The 20,739-nt window shown below is 62.4% G+C and carries 16 protein-coding genes and 1 pseudogene; 11 read left to right on the top strand and 6 right to left on the bottom strand.

Annotation, left to right across the window (positions count from 1 at the left end; all coding sequences use genetic code 11):
- Positions 1–70 precede the first annotated feature (70 nt).
- The 5 genes and pseudogenes from mctS to ACR65N_RS20115 all read left to right on the top strand — a co-directional run bounded on the left by mctS (position 71) and on the right by ACR65N_RS20115 (position 5,630).
- On the top strand, positions 71–1,456 hold the full coding sequence (gene mctS / locus ACR65N_RS20135; protein WP_440458451.1) for a two-component system sensor histidine kinase MctS: 1,386 nt from the start codon (positions 71–73) through the stop codon (positions 1,454–1,456).
- Positions 1,456–2,121 carry a two-component system response regulator MctR gene (gene mctR, locus ACR65N_RS20130; protein ID WP_440458450.1) on the top strand — a complete coding sequence of 222 codons (666 nt, stop codon included), beginning with the start codon at positions 1,456–1,458 and terminating at the stop codon, positions 2,119–2,121. Before mctS ends, mctR begins: the two co-directional genes overlap by 1 nt.
- Positions 2,122–2,220: 99 nt before the next feature.
- Complete coding sequence (locus tag ACR65N_RS20125) at positions 2,221–2,769, top strand: TRAP transporter small permease subunit (RefSeq protein WP_430307838.1); 549 nt, start codon at positions 2,221–2,223, stop codon at positions 2,767–2,769.
- 15 nt (positions 2,770–2,784) lie between these two features.
- Positions 2,785–4,432: pseudogene (locus ACR65N_RS20120) on the top strand (TRAP transporter large permease).
- A gap of 82 nt (positions 4,433–4,514) precedes the next feature.
- Positions 4,515–5,630 carry a TRAP transporter substrate-binding protein gene (locus ACR65N_RS20115; protein ID WP_440458449.1) on the top strand — a complete coding sequence of 372 codons (1,116 nt, stop codon included), beginning with the start codon at positions 4,515–4,517 and terminating at the stop codon, positions 5,628–5,630.
- An 83-nt stretch (positions 5,631–5,713) separates the two neighbouring features.
- Here ACR65N_RS20115 and ACR65N_RS20110 read toward each other — a convergent pair whose 3' ends face one another.
- Entirely contained in the window at positions 5,714–6,589 is an 876-nt protein-coding gene (locus ACR65N_RS20110) for an aldo/keto reductase family oxidoreductase (protein ID WP_440458448.1), read from the bottom strand.
- A gap of 235 nt (positions 6,590–6,824) precedes the next feature.
- On the opposite strand from ACR65N_RS20110, the gene ACR65N_RS20105 reads away from it, so the two are divergent.
- Positions 6,825–8,447: an ABC-F family ATP-binding cassette domain-containing protein gene (locus tag ACR65N_RS20105; protein ID WP_440458447.1), complete on the top strand. Its 1,623-nt coding sequence runs from the start codon at positions 6,825–6,827 to the stop codon at positions 8,445–8,447.
- 63 nt (positions 8,448–8,510) lie between these two features.
- Positions 8,511–8,966 (top strand): thermonuclease family protein, encoded by a 456-nt coding sequence (locus tag ACR65N_RS20100; protein WP_440458446.1) that lies wholly within the window; start codon positions 8,511–8,513, stop codon positions 8,964–8,966.
- A gap of 54 nt (positions 8,967–9,020) precedes the next feature.
- Here ACR65N_RS20100 and acs read toward each other — a convergent pair whose 3' ends face one another.
- Complete coding sequence (gene acs, locus ACR65N_RS20095; RefSeq protein ID WP_430307832.1) at positions 9,021–10,985, bottom strand: acetate--CoA ligase; 1,965 nt, start codon at positions 10,983–10,985, stop codon at positions 9,021–9,023.
- 220 nt (positions 10,986–11,205) lie between these two features.
- Between acs and ACR65N_RS20090 the strand changes: the two genes are divergently transcribed.
- Positions 11,206–11,907 carry a DUF1013 domain-containing protein gene (locus ACR65N_RS20090; RefSeq protein ID WP_430307831.1) on the top strand — a complete coding sequence of 234 codons (702 nt, stop codon included), beginning with the start codon at positions 11,206–11,208 and terminating at the stop codon, positions 11,905–11,907.
- Between the two features lie 54 nt (positions 11,908–11,961).
- Here the strand turns inward: ACR65N_RS20090 and ACR65N_RS20085 are convergent, their stop codons facing one another.
- Positions 11,962–13,890, bottom strand: coding sequence for an AMP-binding protein (locus ACR65N_RS20085; protein ID WP_440458445.1), 1,929 nt, complete (start codon positions 13,888–13,890; stop codon positions 11,962–11,964).
- Positions 13,891–13,972: 82 nt separating this feature from the next.
- Entirely contained in the window at positions 13,973–14,632 is a 660-nt protein-coding gene (locus ACR65N_RS20080) for a YggS family pyridoxal phosphate-dependent enzyme (RefSeq protein ID WP_440458444.1), read from the bottom strand.
- 163 nt (positions 14,633–14,795) lie between these two features.
- Here ACR65N_RS20080 and leuS point away from each other — a divergent pair, with 163 nt between their 5' ends.
- From leuS to holA, 3 genes are read left to right on the top strand one after another with little or no spacing between them, the layout of a single operon-like run.
- Positions 14,796–17,429 carry a leucine--tRNA ligase gene (gene leuS / locus ACR65N_RS20075; protein WP_440458443.1) on the top strand — a complete coding sequence of 878 codons (2,634 nt, stop codon included), beginning with the start codon at positions 14,796–14,798 and terminating at the stop codon, positions 17,427–17,429.
- Positions 17,419–17,943 (top strand): LPS assembly lipoprotein LptE, encoded by a 525-nt coding sequence (locus tag ACR65N_RS20070; RefSeq protein WP_440458442.1) that lies wholly within the window; start codon positions 17,419–17,421, stop codon positions 17,941–17,943. Before leuS ends, ACR65N_RS20070 begins: the two co-directional genes overlap by 11 nt.
- Entirely contained in the window at positions 17,943–18,986 is a 1,044-nt protein-coding gene (gene holA, locus ACR65N_RS20065) for a DNA polymerase III subunit delta (protein WP_440458441.1), read from the top strand. The genes ACR65N_RS20070 and holA overlap by 1 nt, the downstream gene beginning before the upstream one ends.
- Before the next feature lie 46 nt (positions 18,987–19,032).
- Here the strand turns inward: holA and ACR65N_RS20060 are convergent, their stop codons facing one another.
- Together ACR65N_RS20060 and ACR65N_RS20055 are read right to left on the bottom strand one after the other, a co-directional pair.
- Positions 19,033–19,914, bottom strand: coding sequence for a ParB/RepB/Spo0J family partition protein (locus ACR65N_RS20060; RefSeq protein WP_430307825.1), 882 nt, complete (start codon positions 19,912–19,914; stop codon positions 19,033–19,035).
- Positions 19,915–19,934: 20 nt separating this feature from the next.
- The gene (locus ACR65N_RS20055; protein ID WP_430307824.1) at positions 19,935–20,726 is read right to left on the bottom strand and encodes a ParA family protein; all 792 of its coding nucleotides are present in this window, start codon (positions 20,724–20,726) and stop codon (positions 19,935–19,937) included.
- Between the last annotated feature and the right edge of the window lie 13 nt (positions 20,727–20,739).

Raw genomic sequence — 20,739 nt, 5'->3', positions numbered from 1 at the left:
CTATTCGGCATCCGCCCTCGAAATGTGGTATCCGACATCAAGTCTGACCAATGCCTTGGAGGAAGCAGCGGTGCACCTACGCCACCAGATCGTCGCCCTTGCCATCGTTCCGCTCGTCGTCGCGATCCTGACGATCACCGCCTTCATCACTTGGCAATCGACGCGGCTGGCCCAGAGCAGCATCGAGACCTTCGAGCGCAACATGTTGAAGGCGAAGGAGACCGAGCTCCTCAATCTCACCAACCTGGCGCTTTCCGCTATCCGCGATGTCTATGAGGGTGCCGGCACGGACGATCAACAGGCCAAGGATCGCGTAAGGTCCATCCTTACCGCGCTCGACTATGGCAAGGACGGCTATTTCTTCGTCTACGACTATGACGGCAACAATATTGTTCATCCCCGCCAGGCCTTCCGCGCCGGACACAACTGGTTCGACCTTGTCGATCCGGACGGCGACCAGGTGATTGCCAACCTGATCGGCAAGGCGATCGAAGGCGGTGGCCTGCACCAGTACAAATGGGAAAAACCGTCCAGCGGCGAGATGGCCGACAAGCTGTCGTTTGCGGCAGGGCTGAACAAGTGGCGCTGGATGGTCGGCACCGGCGTCTATCTCGACGACGTCTACGCCCAGACCACTGCCGCCAAGGCCGACATGCGGCAGAACATCCGCCGGACGTTTACCATTGTTGCGATGATTGCCGTGCCGGCTGTGCTCGTGGTGTTCGCCACCTGTATCTGGATCACGCTGCACGAACGCCGGCTTGCGGACGAAAAGCTGAGGGCGCTGACGCAGCGCGTCATCGATACGCAGGAAGAGGAACGCGCAAGGCTTGCCCGCGAACTGCACGACGGGATCTCGCAGAGCCTGGTGGGCGTGCGCTATGCCATCGATCTCGCCAGCCGCAAGACGAGCAGCCAGGCGGACGATGCCGCAGCGGCTATCGGTCGGGGCGCCGATGCATTGAACGGAGCAATCAAGGAGGTGCGGCGGCTGTCGCACGAGCTGAGGCCGCGAGTTCTCGACGATCTGGGTCTGACGCCGGCGCTGAAATCTCTGACGGAGAACTTTGCCGAGCGAACCGGGATCGCCGTCGCCATCGAAGCGGAGACGCCCGACAGGCTGAAGCCGGAGGCCAGCACCGCGCTCTACCGCATCGCCCAGGAGGCGCTGACCAATGTCGAGCGGCATTCCGGCGCCACCCGCGTCGAGATCCGCCTGTGGAGCGAGCGGGGACGGATGCGGATGACGATCGCCGACAACGGCAAGGGGTTCGGCGGTGCGGGCGGCGGAGACCAGCCGATGTCGCGAGGCCTCGGCCTGCGAAACATGAAGGAGCGCATTGGGCATTTCGGCGGCATCTTCCTGGTCCGCTCCTCCGATACCGGAACGACACTGACCGCCATGCTGCCGAAATCCGCCGGTCAACCTGCCGCGCCATTGCAGGAGGCGAGCTGATGGCATCCCGCCGCATCACGGTGCTGCTGGTCGACAACCATCCCCTGGTTCTCGAGGGGCTGAAGGCGCTTCTGGATACCTATGGCCATATCGAGGTGGTGGGCACAGCGGTTCATGCGATCGCGGGGTTGGAGGAGGCTAGACACACTCTGCCGCAGGTGGTGCTGATGGACATCAACATGCCCAAGATGAACGGCATCGATGCCATCGAGCTGTTCAAGTCGGCAGTCCCCGACACCCGTATCCTGATGCTCTCCATGCACGACAACCGCGAATATATTTCGGCCTCGGTAATGCGGGGCGCCTCCGGCTACATCCTGAAAGACGTCCCGACGGAAGAGATCGTTGCGGCGATCGAAACGGTCGCAGCCGGCGGCACCTACTTCTCGTCGGGAGTTTCCGACGCATTGCTTGCGGGCAGGCGACAAGAGAGTGACGACAGGCTGACGTCTCGAGAGCGCGACGTGCTGATCAGGCTTGCGGCCGGGAGCAGCAATCGCGACATTGCCGATGCGCTGTCGATATCGCCGGCAACCGCGGAGACGCATCGCAAGAACATCAAGAAGAAGCTCGGCATCGCAACGACCGCAGGCCTGACCCGCTACGTGCTGGAAAATGGATTGTCGGCAACCGACACGCGACCGGATCTACCCAGTTCTGGGTAGCAGGCCTCACTTGCCGCCAACCTCAGCTTGTTCTGCTAAAACACGAGACGTACCAGTGCATCCATGGCTCTTCCGACAGGGCTTTGGGAGGATACTGATATGTCTGGGCTGCTGGCGCTGTCGCGTTTCATCGACGCGGCGAACACGTTTATCGGCAAGGCGGTTTCCTGGCTGATCCTGCTGGCGATCGTCATCAGCGCGGTCAACGCTACGACCCGCAAGCTTTTCAACATGAGCTCCAACGCCTGGCTCGAAGCACAGTGGTACCTGTTTTCGGCGGGTTTCCTGGTAGCGGCCGGCTACACGCTGCTGAACAACGAGCACGTCAAAGTCGACCTCGTCTATGGCCGCCTGTCGCGCCGGACGCAGCTGTGGATCGAGATCCTCGGCACGCTGTTCTTCCTCTTCCCGTTCTGCCTCATCACGATCTACCTGTCCTGGCCCCGCGTGACCTCCAAGTTCATCAGCGGCGAAATCTCCAACAACACCGGCGGACTCTTGCTTTGGCCCGTCTGGGCGCTGATCCCGCTGGGCTTCGGGCTGCTGGCTCTCCAGGGTCTGTCCGAACTCATCAAGCGGATCGCCATCCTGCGCGGCGACATGCCGGACGCCATCGCGCTGGCCGACGCCGAAGCATTGACCCTCTAAGGCAGGATCACCTCCATGTTCGCATTCTTTGCAGAGAACCTCGCGCCGATCATGTTCCTGTCGCTGATCGTCGTGCTGCTGCTCGGCTATCCGGTTGCCTTCGCGCTCGCCTTCGTCGGCTTTGTCTTCGGCTTCATCGGCATCGAAATGGGTCTGCTGCCGGTCAACCTGTTCGGCGCCATCCCCGATCGCATCTTCGGCCAGATGTCCAACGAGACGCTCCTCGCCATTCCGTTCTTCACCTTCATGGGACTGATCCTCGAGCGAAGCGGCATGGCCGAGGACCTGCTCGATACGATCGGCCAGCTTTTCGGTCCGGTGCGTGGCGGCCTTGCCTTTGCCGTCATCTTCGTCGGTGCCATCCTTGCCGCCACCACCGGCGTGGTCGCCGCCTCGGTGATCTCCATGGGCCTGATCTCGCTGCCGATCATGCTTCGCTACGGCTATGATCGGCGCGTGGCTGCAGGCACGATCGCGGCATCTGGAACGCTGGCGCAGATCATTCCGCCGAGCCTGGTGCTGATCATCCTTGCCGACCAGCTCGGTCGCTCGGTCGGCGACATGTACAAGGGCGCGCTGATCCCGGGCCTGCTGCTGGTCGCCGCCTATGCCGGCTACATCATCCTGATGTCGTTCATCCGCCCGGCGAGCGTCCCGGCGCTTCCTCCCGAAGCGCGTTCGCTGCGCGGCTGGAAGCTGTTCCAGAAGGTCATCATTTCGCTCGTTCCGCCGCTGGTGCTGATCTTCCTGGTTCTCGGCACGATCTTCATCGGGCTTGCCACCCCCGACGGAAGGCGGCGCGATGGGTGCCGTCGGCGCGCTTGCACTTGCAGCGCTCAACCGCCGTCTGAACCTCGACATGATCAAGTCGGCGCTCTACGCGACCGTCAAGCTGTCGTCCTTCGTCATCTTCATCCTGCTCGGCGCCCGCGTCTTCTCGCTGACCTTCTACGGCGTGAACGGCCATGTCTGGGTCGAGCACCTGATGACGTCGGTGCCGGGCGGCGAGGTCGGCTTCCTGATCGTCGCCAACCTGCTGGTGTTTTTCCTGGCCTTCTTCCTCGATTATTTCGAGCTGGCCTTCATCATCGTGCCGCTCCTGGCGCCGGTGGCCGACGCGCTGGGGATCGACCTCATCTGGTTCGGCGTCATGCTGGCGATCAACATGCAGACCTCGTTCATGCATCCGCCCTTCGGCTTCTCGCTGTTCTACCTGCGCTCCGTAGCGCCCACCCGGGCCTACAAGGATCGGATCACCGGAGCAACGATCCAGCCGGTGACCTCCGGGCAGATCTACATGGGCGCCCTGCCGTATCTCGCCATCCAGCTGGTCATGGTCATCATCGTCATCTCGTTCCCGGGCCTCGTGACGCACTACAAGTCAGGCGCGGTGGCGGTTGATCCGTCGACGATCCAGCTGAACGTTCCGATGCCCGGCAGCGACGGCTCTAACCCGTTCGGCACGCCGACGCAGCCGTTCGGAGCACCCGATCCGTCGACGGACACCCCGGCGGCGCCGACATTCGGTGCCCCGCCCCCAAGCTTCGGGGCTCCTGCACAGTCCACTGAACCGGCACCGCCCAGCGAACCGGCACCGCCAAGCTTCGGGTCGCCAACCCCCAGCTTCGGCGCACCGCCGGCGACAGGCGGGACCAACCCCTGACGAATTCCGACGCAACGCGCGTCGGCGTGAATGACCACGGCCGGATCTGCCGGCCATGGATACCCAAACGGAGGAGGATGAAATGACGAAGGACGTAAGCCGTCGTGGCTTTCTGACCAAGGGAGCGATTGCCGGAGCCGCGACAGCGGCGGGCTCTGCGCTTGCCGCACCCGCCGTTGCGCAGGAGATGCCATCGATCCGATGGCGCCTGACATCGGGCTTTCCGAACAACCTCGACACCATCTATGGCGGCGCTGTCGTCATGGCCGAGGCGCTGTCGAAGATGACCAACGGCAAGTTCCAGATCCAGGTGTTCCAGGCCGGCGAAATCGTACCGGGTGCCCAGGCCATCGATGCGGTGAAGGAGAACACCGTCGAGCTGGCGCATACCTGCGGCTACTATTTCACCGGCAAGGATCCGACATTCGCCATCGGCTCGACCATTCCGTTCGGCCTCAACGGCCGCCAGCAGAATGCCTGGCTCTATCACGGCGGCGGCAACGAGGCCTATAACGAGTTTCTCTCCAACTACGGCGTGGTGGGCATTCCCGGCGGCGCGACCGGCGCCCAGATGGGCGGCTGGTTCCGCAAGGAGATCAAGAGCGTCGCCGACCTTAAGGGCATCAAGATGCGTATCGCGGGCGTTGCCGGCGAGGTGATGTCGCGGCTCGGCGTCGTTCCGCAGCAGCTTCCCGGCGGCGACATCTATCCGGCACTCGAACGCGGGACGATCGATGCGGCTGAATGGATTGGTCCGTATGACGACGAGCGGCTCGGCTTCTACCAGATCGCCAAGAACTACTACTATCCAGCCTATTGGGAAGGCGGGCTGACGATCCACTTCTTCATCAACCAGGCGCAGTATGCCGGCCTGCCGGACGCCTACAAGGCCGCTCTCGACACCGCCTGCAAGGCGGCGAACATCAACATGCAGGCGCTCTACGACGTCAAGAACACCTCGGCCATCCGGTCGCTGGTCGGTAAGGGCGTCCAGCTTCGTCCGCTGCCGCGCGACGTGATGGATGCCGCCTACAAGGCGTCGTTCGACCTCTATGCCGAGTACAGCCAGAAGCACCCGGCCTGGGCGAAGATCTATCCTGGCTGGAAGAAGTTCCGCGACGAGAGCTTCGAATGGTTCCGGGTCGCCGAGTACAGCTACGACAGCTACATGTACGCGGCGCAGGCATCCGGTCGATAGGCCGGGCGCCGAACCAAATCCCGGCCCAACGAAACAGCTCCGCGACGACAAGCTGCCGTCGCGGAGCTTTCAACATGACTGGCTTATGCCGCCGCCGCGATGCCCTCGAGCTCGCGCATCACGTCGTCGGAGAGCATCACGTCCGCTGCCGCGCAGTTTTCCCGCAGATGTCCCCGCGAGGATGTACCAGGGATCAGCAGGATATTCGGCGAGCGCTTCAGCAGCCAGGCCAGAGCCACCTGCATCGGCGTTTTGCCGAGCCGCATCGCGACATCACTCAGCGTCGAGGATTGCAGCGGCGAGAAGCCGCCGAGCGGGAAGAACGGGACGTAGGCCATGCCTTCACGTGCAAGCTGGTCGATCAGGGCATCATCCTCCCGGTGCGCCAGATTGTACTGGTTCTGCACGCAGACGATGTCGGTGATCGTGCGGCCGTCGGCGACCTGCTTTGCGGTGACGTTCGACAGGCCGATATGACGGATGAAGCCCTGCTGCTGCATCTCGGCAAGAACCGTCAGCGGCTCTTCCAGCGACCCTTCCGCCGGCCCGTGGATGTCGAACATGGCGCGCAGGTTGACCACCGCGATCGAATCGAGCCCGAGGTTCGTCAGGTTGTCATGGATGGCTTTCGTCAGCGCCTCCTTCGAGAAGGCTGGGTCCCAGGACCCTTCCGGACCACGCGTCGCACCGACCTTGGTGACGATCACCAGATCGTCCTTGTAGGGGTGCAGTGCCTCGCGGATGATCTGGTTGGTGACATTCGGGCCATAGAAGTCGCTGGTATCGATATGGTTGATGCCGCTTTCCACCGCCTCCCGCAGGACCGCGATGGCTTCCGCCCTATCCCGCGGCGGACCGAAAACGCCCTTTCCGGCAAGCTGCATGGCGCCATATCCGAGGCGGCGAACGGTGAAGCTGCCGAGATTGAAGGTGCCCGAGGATTGGATGCTGCTGGTCATGCTCGACCTCCTGTTGCTGATGAGCGCAAGGTAAGGCACCGGCTGCTGGATGATAATCGGGTACAATCCGCACGGCTTGTCCGGCCTGGCGCACAATGGCAACAAACTGATCCATCGTTCACCGCTGCTGCTGGCGCTGCCGCCACGCTCCGGTTTTTTCAGCCGCAGGACGGCGACAGGCGGTAGTCCCCCGTGCCATAAGGCGCGCTGACAGACAGACCGGGCCGACAAAGACATGATCCGCATCGAGAATATCAGCAAGTCCAACAGCCATCGCATCCTCTACATCGAGGCCTCCGCTGCTCTCAATCGCGGCGAAAAGATCGGTCTCGTTGGCCCGAACGGCGCCGGCAAGACGACGCTGTTCCGGATGATCACCGGCGAGGAGATGCCCGACGAAGGGCAGGTGGCGGTCGAGAAGAACGTCTCCATCGGCTACTTCAACCAGGACGTTGGCGAGATGTCCGGGCGTTCGGCGGCAGCCGAGGTGATGAACGGTGCAGGCCCGGTGAGCGAGATCGCCGCGGAGCTTCGTGACCTCGAGGCGGCGATGGTCGATCCGGACCGGCTGGACGAGATGGACCAGATCATCGAGCGCTACGGCGAGGTTCAGGCTCGTTACGAGGAATTGGACGGCTATGGGCTCGAAGGCCGGGCACGCGAGGTTTTGGCTGGCCTCAGTTTCACCCAGGAGATGATGGACGGCGACGTCGGCAAGCTGTCGGGCGGCTGGAAGATGCGCGTCGCGCTCGCCCGCATCCTGCTGATGCGCCCAGACGTGATGCTGCTCGACGAGCCGAGCAACCACCTCGACCTGGAAAGCCTGATCTGGCTGGAGGATTTCCTCAAAGGCTACGACGGCGCACTGCTGATGACCTCGCACGACCGCGAGTTCATGAACCGCATCGTCACCAAGATTATCGAGATCGATGCCGGTGCGCTCAACACCTATTCCGGCGACTATGGCTTCTATGAGCAGCAGCGGGCGCTGAACGAGAAACACCAGCAGGCACAATTCGAACGGCAGCAGGCCATGCTCGCCAAAGAGCTGAAATTCATCGAGCGCTTCAAGGCGCGCGCCTCGCACGCCTCCCAGGTGCAGAGCCGGGTGAAGAAGCTCGACAAGATCGAACGCGTCGAGCCGCCGCGTCGCCGGCAGACCGTCGCGTTCGACTTCCTGCCAGCACCGCGATCCGGCGATGACGTCGTCAGCCTCAAGAAGGTGCACAAGCGCTACGGCAGCCGGGTGATCTACGAAGGCCTCGACTTCATGATCAAGCGGCGCGAGCGCTGGTGCATCATGGGCGTCAACGGCGCCGGCAAGTCGACGCTGCTGAAACTGGTGACCGGCTTTACCGATCCGGAAGAGGGCAGCGTCAACGTCGGAGCGAGCGTCAAGACCGGCTACTTTGCCCAGCATGCGATGGATGTGCTGGACGGCGACAGCACCATCCTGCAATGGCTTGAGGAGCGTTTTCCCAAGGCGGGCCAGGCGCCGCTGCGCGCGCTCTCGGGCTGCTTCGGGTTTTCCGGCGACGACATCGACAAGCGGTGCCGGGTGCTGTCGGGCGGCGAGAAGGCGCGGCTGGTGATGGCCGCCATGCTTTTCGATCCGCCTAACTTCCTGGTGCTCGACGAGCCGACCAACCACCTCGACCTCGACACCAAGGCGATGCTGATCAAGGCGCTGTCTTCCTATGAAGGAACGATGCTCTTCGTGAGCCACGACCGGCATTTTCTCAGCGCGCTCTCGAACCGGGTGCTGGAGTTGACGCCGGACGGCATCCACCAATATGGCGGCGGCTACACCGAATACGTCGAACGCACGGGCTACGAGGCTCCGGGAATTCTGCGCTGACAGATCGACTATAGGCGCGCATTCCTATTGACGTCGGCAGCTATTAAGGAATATTTTCCTCTTATGCTGTTACGCCCTCACCAAGTCCTGGTTTTTCTCCCGGCGCTGATCCTGGCGCCGGTGTCGGTGCACGCCGAAAACATCATAGACGGGCCGGTGATCGCTGAAATCCTGCGGGTGATCGACGGCGACACGATGCTGGTGACGGCGCGGCCTTGGCCGCAGCAATCCATCGAAGTCTATGTTCGGCTGCGTGGCATCGATACGCCGGAGCTGCGATCGTCCTGCACGGCGGGGCGTGACGCTGCTGCGGCCGCCAAGCAGCGGCTGGAAAGCCTGGCAGCCGCCTCGCCGCGCGTGAAGCTGACGCGGATCGCCGCCGACAAGTATTTCGGCCGCATCATTGCTGACGTGGTGATGGCGGATGGGCGTGATCCCGCCAGGGACATGCTGGAGGCGGGGCTAGCCGCTGGCTACTCCGGCAGCGGCCGCAAACACGACCTGTGCCGCGACGGCTGATCATTCAGGCGGCGACGACCGGGTAAGGCCACCGCCGCTTGGAGTGTTCGGGGTTCACGCCGCCGGTGCAGCCGCCTTGTTCTGGCGGTTCTCGATCAGGTCGTCGACAACCGCCGGATCGGCGAGCGTCGAGGTATCCCCCAGCGCTCCGAAATCGTCCTCTGCAATCTTGCGCAGGATCCGCCGCATGATCTTGCCCGAGCGGGTTTTCGGCAGGCCGGGCGCGAACTGGATCTTGTCCGGCGTCGCGATCGGTCCGATCTCCGAGCGCACGTGCTTGACGAGATCCTGGCGCAGCGCCTCGTCTCCCTCGTGGCCAGCCATCAGCGTGACATAGCAGTAGATGCCCTGGCCCTTGACCGCGTGCGGATAGCCGACCACGGCCGCCTCGGACACCAGTGCATGCGATACGAGCGCCGATTCCACCTCCGCCGTGCCCAGCCGGTGACCGGAAACGTTCAACACGTCATCGACGCGGCCGGTAATCCAGTAGTAGCCGTCCTCGTCCCGTCGGCAGCCGTCGCCGGTGAAGTACTTGCCCTTGTAGGTGGAGAAATAGGTTTGCACGAAACGCTCGTGATCGCCGTATACACTGCGCATCTGGCCTGGCCAGCTGTCGGCGATGCACAGATTGCCGTCCGCCGCACCCTCAAGGACATTGCCTTCGTTGTCGACGAGTTCCGGCTTGACGCCGAAGAAGGGCAGGGTGGCCGATCCCGGCTTCAGGGCGGTTGCCCCCGGCAGCGGCGTGATCATGTGGCCGCCCGTCTCGGTCTGCCACCAGGTGTCGATCACGGGGCAGCGCTTGTCGCCGACGACATTGTAGTACCATTCCCAGGCTTCCGGGTTGATCGGCTCACCGACCGTACCGAGCAGCCTGAGGCTTGAGCGGGAGGAACGGGTGACGAAGTCGTCGCCTGCACCCATCAGCGATCGGATCGCCGTCGGCGCCGTGTAGAAGATGTTGACCTGGTGCTTGTCGATGATCTCCCAGAACCGTCCCTGGTCAGGGAAGTTCGGCACGCCTTCGAACATCAGCGTCGTGGCGCAATTGGCGAGCGGCCCGTAGACGATATAGGAATGGCCGGTCACCCAGCCGACATCGGCCGTGCACCAGTAGATGTCCCCGTCATGGTAGTCGAAGACGTATTCGTGAGTCATCGCCGCGTAGACGAGGTAGCCGCCAGTGGTGTGCAGGACACCCTTTGGCTTGCCCGTCGATCCGGAGGTGTAGAGGATGAACAGCGGATCTTCCGCCTTCATCTTCACCGGCTCGCAGTGGCCCTTCACGGCCGCGATTTCCTGATGGTACCAGAGGTCGCGGCCGGGCGCCCAGTTGGTCTTGCCGCCCGTGCGGCGAACGACCAGCACGTTGTTGACGGTCACGTACTGGCGCGCGGCGATGTGGATCGCCTTGTCGGCATTTTCCTTGAGCGGCACCGGCTTGCCGCCGCGCACGCCCTCGTCGCAGGTGATGAGGAAGGTCGACTGGCAGTCGACGATACGGCCCGCCAGCGCTTCCGGCGAGAAGCCGCCGAAGACCACCGAATGCACGGCACCGATGCGCGCGCAGGCAAGCATCGCATAGGTCGCTTCAGGTATCATCGGCATGTAGATGGTGACCCGGTCGCCCTTCTTCACGCCACGCTTCTTCAGCACGTTGGCAAGCCGGCAGACCTGATCGTACAGCTGGTTGTAGGTAATCTTCTTGTCGATGTAGGGGTTGTCGCCTTCCCAGATGATCGCGGTGCGCTCACCATGCGTCTTCAGGTGCCGGTCGATGCAGTTATAGGAAACGTTGGTGAGGCCATCTTCGTACCACTTGATCGGTACCTTGCCCCTGAAGGACGTGTTCTTGACCTTGGTATAGGGCTTGAACCAATCGATCCGCTTGCCGTGCTTGCCCCAGAACTTATCCGGATTCTCGATGCTTTCCTCGTACCATTTCAGGTAGGTATCGCGATCGATCAGCGCCTGGGACTTGACCTGCTTCTGTACGGGATAGAGCTTCTCGGACATCCATTCCTCCTCATGCAATCCACCGCCCGTCGCAACGAAAACGGCTCCCTCGGTTACTTCATATCAGGTGGGGCGATGGCGACAATTAGACAAACGGTCATTGCGCCGGAAGAATTGCAATTTCATCTTAATGCAGTTATAGAGCCCCATAATTCCCGGAAATTTGTGGTTACAGCCCACGGCCCGCGACACCGGCGCGGACGATAGAAGGATCATATCCATGGCTCAACAATTGCTCATGCCGAAAGCAACGGCGGTCTGGCTCGTCGATAACACGGCGCTGTCCTTCGATCAGATCGCCCAGTTCTGCAAGCTGCACCCCCTGGAAGTGAAAGCGATTGCCGACGGCGAAGCTGCACAGGGCATCAAGGGGCTGGATCCCATTGCTACCGGCCAGCTGTCGCGCGATGAAATCGGCCGCGCCGAACAGGACGTCAATTACCGTCTGAAGCTGTCCGATCCGAAGGTTCGCGTTCCCGAATCGAAGCGCCGTGGGCCGCGCTACACGCCGGTTTCCAAGCGCCAGGATCGTCCGAACGCCATTCTCTGGTTGGTTCGCAACCATCCGGAACTGAAGGACATGCAGATTTCGCGGCTGGTCGGCACGACCAAGTCGACGATCGAGCAGATCCGCGATCGCAGCCACTGGAATTCGGCGAACCTGACGCCGATGGACCCGGTGACGCTCGGCCTCTGCAGCCAGATCGATCTCGATCTTGAAGTCGAACGCGCTTCGAAGAACCGTCCGTTGCCGACCGCGGCCGAACTGGGCGCAACCCTCCAGGCTGCCGCCGAGACCGAGAACCTCGGCTATCGCTATGAGCGCCCGGAAGAGAAGGAAATCGACGCGGATGCCGTGTTCGCCAAGCTCTCGTCGCTGAAGTCGACGACCCGCGACACGGACGAAGACGAAAACTTCTGATCCGTTCTGTCAGCCACGCCTCTGAAAGCCGGCCATGTGCCGGCTTTTTGCTGCTCAGCCCGTCGGTGCTGGAGCACGCATGTAGCCGTTCCTTGCCAGGATCTCGGCAATCTCATCGAGCACTGCGGGATCCTCAAGCGTTGCCGGCATCTTCCACGGCAGCCCGTCGGCCATCTTCTGCATCGTGCCGCGAAGGATCTTGCCGGACCGGGTTTTCGGCAACCGCTTGACGATCATCACCGTCTTGAACGCTGCCACAGGACCGATCTGCAGCCGGACAAGATCCACCACCTCCGCAACGATCGTTGGCGGATCGCGCGCCACCCTGTTCTTCAGCACCAGGAAGCCGCAGGGGATCTGTCCCTTCAACGGGTCCGACACACCGATGACGGCGCACTCGGCAACATCCGGATGCATGGCGCACACTTCCTCCATCGCGCCGGTGGAGAGACGGTGGCCGGCGCAGTTGATGATGTCGTCGGTGCGCGCCATGACAAAGACATAGCCGTCCTCATCGATTATCCCTGCATCGGCCGTCTTGTAGTAGCCGGGAAACTCCGCCAGGCACGCCGCGCGGAACCGCTCGTCGGCGTTCCAGAAGCTGACGAGGCAACCCGGCGGCAGCGGCAACCTGATGACGAGGTTGCCGAGCGTGCCGGCCGGCTGCGAATGACCGGCATCGTCGACGACCTCGACGGAATGGCCCGGCATCGGAAGGGTCGGTGATCCGTACTTGAAAGGCAATGCCCCAAGGCCGATAGGATTGGCGGCGATTGCCCAGCCGGTTTCCGTTTGCCACCAGTGATCGACCACCGGCACCTTCAACATCCGCTCCGCCCATTTCAGCGTTTCAGGATCGGCCCGCTCGCCGGCGAGAAACAAGGCCTTGAGGCCGGAGAGATCGTGAAGGCCGACGAGATCGCCGTCCGGATCGTCGCGGCGGATGGCGCGGAACGCGGTCGGCGCCGTGAACAGCACCTTCACGTCATGTTCGGCGATCACCCGCCAGAACGCGCCGGCATCCGGGGTCCCGACCGGCTTGCCTTCGAAGACGACTGTCGGATTGCCAGAGAGCAACGGCCCGTAGACGATGTAGGAGTGTCCGACCACCCAACCGATGTCCGAGGCTGCCCAAAACGCCTCACCAGGCTTCACGCCATAGATGTTGCGCATCGACCAGTGGAGCGCCACCATGTGCCCGCCATTGTCGCGCACGACGCCTTTCGGTCTGCCCGTCGTTCCCGATGTGCAGAGGATATAAAGCGGGTCCGTCGCGGCCAGAGGTTCGCAGGCTATCTGAGTGCCGGCCATCTTCTCGGCGAGGATTGCCTGCCCCAGATCCAGATCGCCGCGGTCCGCCCAAAGCTCTGCCGGCAACTGTTCGCGCTGCAGGATCAGGCAGTGCTCCGGCTTTGAACCTGCCAGATCCACCGCTCGGTCAAGCAGCGGCTTGTAGGCTATGACGCGCCCCGGCTCGAGGCCGCAGCTGGCGCTGATCGCTACCTTGGCCTGCAGATCGTCCAGTCGCGTCGCCAATTCGTGAGCGGCGAAACCTCCGAACACCACCGAATGAACCGCGCCGATCCGGGCGCAGGCAAGCATCGAGAAGATCGCCTCCGGCACCATCGGCATGTAGATGACGACACGGTCGCCCTTGGCGACGCCAAGGTTCTTGAGAACCGCGGCAATCGCCTGCACCTCTTCCAGCATCGCATCGTAGCTGAAGATCTTCTTCTCGCCTGTCAGCGCGCTATCGAAGATCAGGGCCCGCTCAGCGCCGCGTCCGGCGGCTATATGCCTGTCGAGGCAATTATAGCAGGTGTTGGTCTCACCGCCGACGAACCACCGTCCATACACGCCGAGATCCGGGTCGAAGATACGGTCCGGCGGCTTGAACCATATCAGTTCCGTCGCAGCCTCGGCCCAGAATCCTTCCGGGTCGTTCTGCCAGTGCTGATAGACCGCTTGATATCGGCTTTCCATCTGCTCCTCCCAAAGCTGTGCGTCAGCTTAGGAGGATGCCTGGGAGTGTTGAAGCCCGACCAAGGGTGCAGGCGCAAATTTATCAGCGGTGCCCGAAGATGGCGGACCCTACCCGCACGCTGGTGGCACCCATTCCGATAGCAATCTCGAAGTCACCGGACATGCCCATCGACAACCTGTGCAGGCCGCATTCATCGGCAAGCTTGGCCAGCAGCGCAAAATACGGTCCGGGATTGCCCTCCGCCGGCGGGATGCACATCAGCCCCTCGATCTCAAGCTCAAGCTCCCGCCGGCAGAAATCGACGAAAGTCACCGTCTGCTTCGGCTCGATGCCGGCCTTTTGCGGCTCCATCCCGATGTTGACCTGCACGTAGAGCTTCGGATGACGCGCCTGTCTGGTCATCTCCTCTGCCAGGGACCTGGCGATCTTTTCGCGATCGACAGTCTCGATCACGTCGAACAGGGCAACGGCGTCAGCCGCCTTGTTCGACTGCAGCGGCCCGATGAGATGCAGCTCAATGTCCGGTGTCTCGGCCTTCAGCTCCGGCCACTTGGCCTGGCTCTCCTGCACCCGGTTCTCGCCAAAGATCCGCTGTCCGGCTGCGATGACGGGGCGGATCGCATCAGCATCGAAGGTTTTCGACACAGCAACAAGCGTGGCCGAACCGGGTGTGCGTCCGGCTTCGCGCTCAGCCGCTTCGATCCTGTGGCGTACCTCTACCAGGCGCTCCTCGACCGTCATGCTTTTCATCCTCGCCATTGCTCTTGTCACGCGATTACCGGCACATCACATGAAAGCCAAGCGCCGATCGGTGAACTTGCACCGGAGTGGCCTCAAAACTTGACGCTTCCTGCCATTCGTGGTGAAGGTCAACCATCTTATTCAGACCCGGAATTTCATTGAAATGGCGAGCGAACGTTACAATCCGCGGGATGCCGAACCCCGTTGGCAGCAGACCTGGTCGGAGGGCAAGACCTTCGAGACCGACAACAGCGATCCCCGCGACAAGTACTACGTGCTCGAGATGTTCCCCTACCCGTCGGGGCGCATCCACATGGGCCACGTGCGCAACTATGCGATGGGCGATGTGGTTGCCCGCTACAAGCGCGCACGCGGTTTCAACGTTCTCCACCCGATGGGATGGGATGCATTCGGCATGCCGGCCGAGAACGCCGCCATGCAGAACAAGGTTCACCCGAAGGACTGGACTTACCAGAACATCGCCACCATGCGGACCCAGCTGAAATCCATGGGTCTGTCCCTCGACTGGTCGCGCGAATTCGCCACCTGCGACGTCGAATACTATCACCGCCAGCAGTACCTGTTCCTCGACATGATGGAAAAGGGTTTGGTCTACCGCAAGCAGTCGAAGGTAAACTGGGATCCGGTCGACCAGACGGTATTGGCCAACGAGCAGGTGATCGACGGTCGCGGCTGGCGCTCCGGTGCGCTGGTCGAGCAGCGCGAACTGACCCAGTGGTTCTTCAAGATCACCGATTTTGCCGAGGATCTTCTGGAAGCGCTGGACGGTCTCGACCAGTGGCCGGAAAAAGTCCGGCTGATGCAGAAGAACTGGATCGGCCGCTCCGAAGGCCTGACCATTCGCTGGGAGCTCGGCGATGAAAGCCGGGCGAAGGCCGAATGCAACGAGATCGAGGTTTACACCACCCGGCCTGACACCTTGTTCGGCGCCTCATTCCTCGCCATTTCGGCCGATCACCCGGTTGCCAAGGCGCTCTCCGTCGACAACACACAGATCGCGGAGTTCTGCGAAGAGTGCCGCCGTCAGGGCACGTCGCTGGCAGCTCTCGAAACCGCCGAGAAGAAGGGCCTGGCGACGGGTCTGATGGTCAAGCATCCTCTGGATCCTGCGTGGGAACTGCCGGTCTACATCGCAAACTTCGTGCTGATGGACTACGGCACGGGGGCGATCTTCGGCTGCCCGTCCGGCGACCAGCGCGACCTGGATTTTGCCCGCAAGTACGACCTGCCGGTCGTGCCTGTCGTGATGCCGGCTGATGGCGACGCGACGAGCTTCACCGTTGGTGCCGAGGCCTATGTCGGCGACGGCGTGATGATCAACTCGCGCTTCCTCGACGGCCTGTCGACGGACGATGCATTCGATCAGGTCGCCTCCCTGCTGTCCGATCAGCAACTCGGCAACGCGCCGCAGGCCAGCCGCAAGGTTAACTTCCGCCTGCGAGACTGGGGCATTTCCCGCCAGCGCTACTGGGGTTGCCCGATCCCCGTCATTCACTGCGAAGTGTGTGGCGTGATGCCGGTGCCGAAGAAGGACCTGCCGGTCAGGTTGCCGGACGATGTGACCTTCGACGTGCCGGGCAATCCGCTCGACCGTCACGCCACTTGGCGCCATGTGTCCTGCCCGCAATGCGGAAGCGACGCGCGGCGCGAGACGGACACGATGGATACGTTCGTCGATTCCAGCTGGTACTATGCGCGCTTCACCGCGCCGTGGGAGGATGCACCGACCAATCCGGCCGTCGCAAATCACTGGCTGCCGGTGGACCAGTATATCGGTGGCATCGAACACGCGATCCTGCATCTGCTGTATTCGCGCTTCTTCACCCGAGCGATGCGCGAGACCGGCCATGTGGGCGTAAGCGAACCGTTCAAGGGACTGTTCACCCAGGGCATGGTGGTCCACGAGACCTACCGGCAGGGAAGCGGCCAGTCAGGCCAGTGGGTCGCTCCGGCCGAGATCCGCGTCGAGGACGTCGATGGCGGCCGCAAGGCCTACCTCCTGTCGACCGGCGAAGAGGTGGCGATCGGCTCCATCGAAAAGATGTCGAAGTCGAAGAAGAACGTCGTCGATCCGGACGATATCATCGCGTCCTATGGTGCCGACACGGCGCGTTTCTTCGTGCTTTCCGATTCTCCCCCGGATCGCGACGTGATCTGGTCGGAAGCCGGCGTCGAGGGTGCCCACCGCTTCGTCCAGCGTGTCTGGCGTCTGGTGTCGGAAGCCGTGCCGGCACTGCGTGCCGTGTCGGCAGAACCCGCCACGCAGGGACCGGCGCTGGCAATCTCGCAGGCCGCCCACAAGACGCTCCAGGCCGTGCAGGGCGACTACGACAAGCTGGCCTTCAACAAGGCCGTTGCCCGCATCTACGAACTGGTGAACACGCTGGCATCGCCACTCACCCAGGCCGCCAATGGCGAGGCCGACGAGACCCAGCTCAGGGCGCTGCGCAATGCCGTGGAGATCCTCATCCAGCTGGTGGCTCCCATGACGCCGCACCTGGCCGAAGAATGCTGGATGGCGCTCGGCAATCCGGGTATCGTCGCCGAAGCCGCATGGCCGGTGTTCGATGCGGCGCTGGTCGCTGACAATGAGGTCACGCTGCCCGTTCAAATCAACGGCAAGAAGCGCGCCGAATTGACAATCGCCCGCGACGCGGATCAGAATGCCGTACAGCAGGCCGTTTTGCAGCTTGAGGCGGTTCAGTCGGCACTGGCCGGGGGCCAGCCGAAGAAGATCATCATCGTCCCACAGAGGATCATCAACATTGTCGTTTGAGATCTCGCGCGTCATCCGGCGTGTCAGCCGCGTCTTGCTGGTTGCGGCTGCCGTCACTTCGTTGGCGGGCTGCCAGGTTCGTCCGCTCTATTCTTCCGTGGACGGAGCAGGCCCGAAGCTGGCCGCGGTGAAGATATCGCAGCCCCGCGATCGCGTGGAGCAGCTGGTTCGAAACCACCTCGTCTTCCTCACCAACGGTGGGGCAGGGGAGCCGGCGCATGCCGACTACCAGCTTCAGCTGTATGTCACCTCGGTGCGCGCGGACGTTCTGGACGAGCAGGTTGCACGCAACACACCGACCCGTGTTACCGTTTCGGCCACCTTCAGCCTCACCCGAATCAGCGACGGCAAGGTGCTGAAGACCGGCGCGCGCTCGATCACATCGTTGGCCGACGTGGGGCTCCAGGAATTCGCCAAGCTTCGCGCTTACCGCGATGCAGAAGATCGGGCCAGCCGTGAACTGGCAGAGTTCCTGCGCGGCGAGATGGCGACCGTTCTTGCTCGCAACGGCTGATGGCGGAGATAAAGGCACATGAATTCGACCGCTTTCTGCCGAAGGCGGTCGACCTCTACCGGATTTTCCTGATCTACGGTCCGGACCGCGGCCTGGTGTCCGAGCGCGCAGCGGAAATCGCTGCAAAGGCCGGCGCCAGACTGGACGACCACTTCTCCTATACGCGGCTCGATGTCAGCGATCTCCAGGGCGATCCCGGTCGGCTGGTGGACGAGGTCAACTCACTCGGCCTGTTCGGTGGCTCGGGCCTGATTTGGGTCAAGGGCAGCGGACCGGAGAAGGTGATGGCCGACGGCCTGCAGGTGTTGACCAGCGGGCCGGCGCCGGAGAACCGACTGATCATAGAAGGCGGCGACCTGAAGAAAAGCGGCCTGCTGCGCAAGCTCTGCGAGCAGGCAAAATTCGCGGTCGCCATTCCCTGCTACGCCGACGATGTGAGGGCGTTGAACGGGCTTGTCGATCAGGAGCTGGCGGCCGAAGGTCTGCGCATCTCGTCGGCCGGCCGTGAGCGGCTGCTCGAAACGCTTGGCGGTGACCGGGTAGCGTCTCGCAACGAGATCCGTAAGCTGGCGCTGTATTGCCGGGGCGGCAGCTTGGTCGAGGAGGAGCATGTCCTCGACATCATCGGCGATGCAAGCGCGATCTCGACCGACGATGCCGTCGATTGTGTCCTGAAGGGCGACGTCGCGGGTCTGCACCGGGCGATCAACAAGATCGTCACGTCCAAGACACCGATCTTCCTGGTACTGCAGTCCTGCCTCAAGCAGTTTCAGCTGCTGGATCTGATGCGTGCCGAGATCGACGAAAAGCGCGCCGCCGTTCCGCAGGTCATGCAGACCATGGGACGGCACATCCATTTTCGTCGCAAGCCCTTGTTTGAAAAGGCGCTTTCCAGCTGGCGGGCTGACGGACTGGCGCGTGAGACAAGCCGTTTGCAGGGCGCCATCCTGCAGTCACGGCAGAAACCGGCGCTTGAAGATACGGTCGCCTTCCAGACCCTGCTCGCAACGGCACTTCAATCGGCGCGGGCGAATGGCCGCTAGGCAAAAGGCGTCCTGCGACCAGGACCTGATCTAGCGAGCGCCGGCGCTAACGACGCTCCAGCAGCCGGCAGATATCATCGAGCTGATCCAGCGATCGGTAACTGATGCGGATCTGGCCGCCCGTACCCTTGTAGCTAATCTTGACCTCGAGACCCAAAGCATCCGACAGCGTCCGCTCCAGAGCAAGCGTATCGGAATCCTTCTCCTGCGCACGCAGGGCCGACTGCGGCTCGTTCTGGGCCTTGATGTCGTTCTGTGCCAGTCGTTCCGCATCCCGCACCGACATACCTTTGGAGACGATCGTCTTGGCCAACATTGCCGGGTCGGACGTGGAAACGAGTGCACGTGCATGGCCTGCCGACAGATCCCCGACCGACAGCATGTCGCGAACCGGTTCGGGAAGCTTCAAGAGCCGAAGGCTGTTCGCCACATGGCTGCGGCTCTTGCCGATGATCTCGCCCAAATCGTTCTGCGTGTAGCCGTGCTCGGCAATCAGCTGCTCGTAGCCCAACGCTTCTTCAAGCGGATTGAGATCCGAGCGCTGGACGTTTTCGACGATCGCTATCTCGAGCGCCGTCCGGTCGTCCACATCCCGCACAATAACCGGAATTTCAACCAGCCCAGCGAGCTGGGCGGCGCGCCAACGCCGCTCGCCTGCAATGATCTCGAAGTCGGATCCACGCGGACGGACAACAACCGGCTGAACAATGCCGTGCTGCCGCAGCGAGCTGGCAAGATCCTGCAGCTCCTCTTCCTTGAACATCCGACGCGGGTTGCGCGGATTGCGCAGGACATGCTCGATCGGCACCATCCGATCGGCGCTCACGGCCTTGGACGGCAGATCACCAACCGGCGCTGTCTGATCCATCTCTCCAATGAGAGCCGCGAGCCCGCGACCCAGGCGCCGCTTGGAACTATCTTCGCTCATGTTCTTCAACCCTTAGAAAATCAGGCAGCCTTGCGGCGCCGCTCGCGTTGGATCACTTCCGACGCCAACTGCAGGTAGGCCTGGCTTCCGGCGCACTTCAGATCATAAAGGATAGCCGGCTTACCATATGACGGCGCTTCCGAGACCCGGACATTCCGCGGGATCAGCGTATGATACACCTTGTCGCCCAGATAGGACCGGACGTCGTTGACAACCTGCTGGGCGAGGTTGTTGCGCGCGTCAAACATCGTCAGGACAACTCCCTGGATATCGAGCCGCGGATTGACCGTCTGCTTTACCTGGTTGACCGTATCGAGCAGCTGGCTCAGCCCTTCGAGCGCGAAGAACTCACACTGCAACGGAACCAGAACGGAGTGGGCAGCGGCCATCGCGTTGACAGTCAGAAGATTGAACGAGGGCGGGCAATCCAGAAGAATGTAGCTGAACCGGCGGGCTTGCGCCGTCTCTAATGCGCGGCGAAGTTTGAAGGCGCGGTCGGCATCACGTCCGATTTCCATCTCCAAGCCCAATAGATCCATCGTTGAGGGAACGATGAACAGGTTCGGCACGGCCGTCGGAACAGCGGCCTGCTGAATATCACTCGTTCCCATCATCACGTCGAAGGATGAAAGCTTCCGATCCCGCCGATCGATGCCAAGCCCGGTGCTCGCATTGCCTTGCGGATCCAGATCAACGATGAGGACGTTCTCGCCGATCGCGGCAAGCGCCGTCGCCAGATTGATGGCGGTGGTCGTCTTACCAACCCCGCCCTTTTGATTGGCAATGGTTATGATGCGATTGGTCTCGTACATTGAGCACCTGCTT

Source organism: Rhizobium sp. SAFR-030, assembly GCF_059415005.1.
Note: the sequence above shows the minus strand (reverse complement) of the source record. Positions and strands in the feature narration are given on the sequence as shown.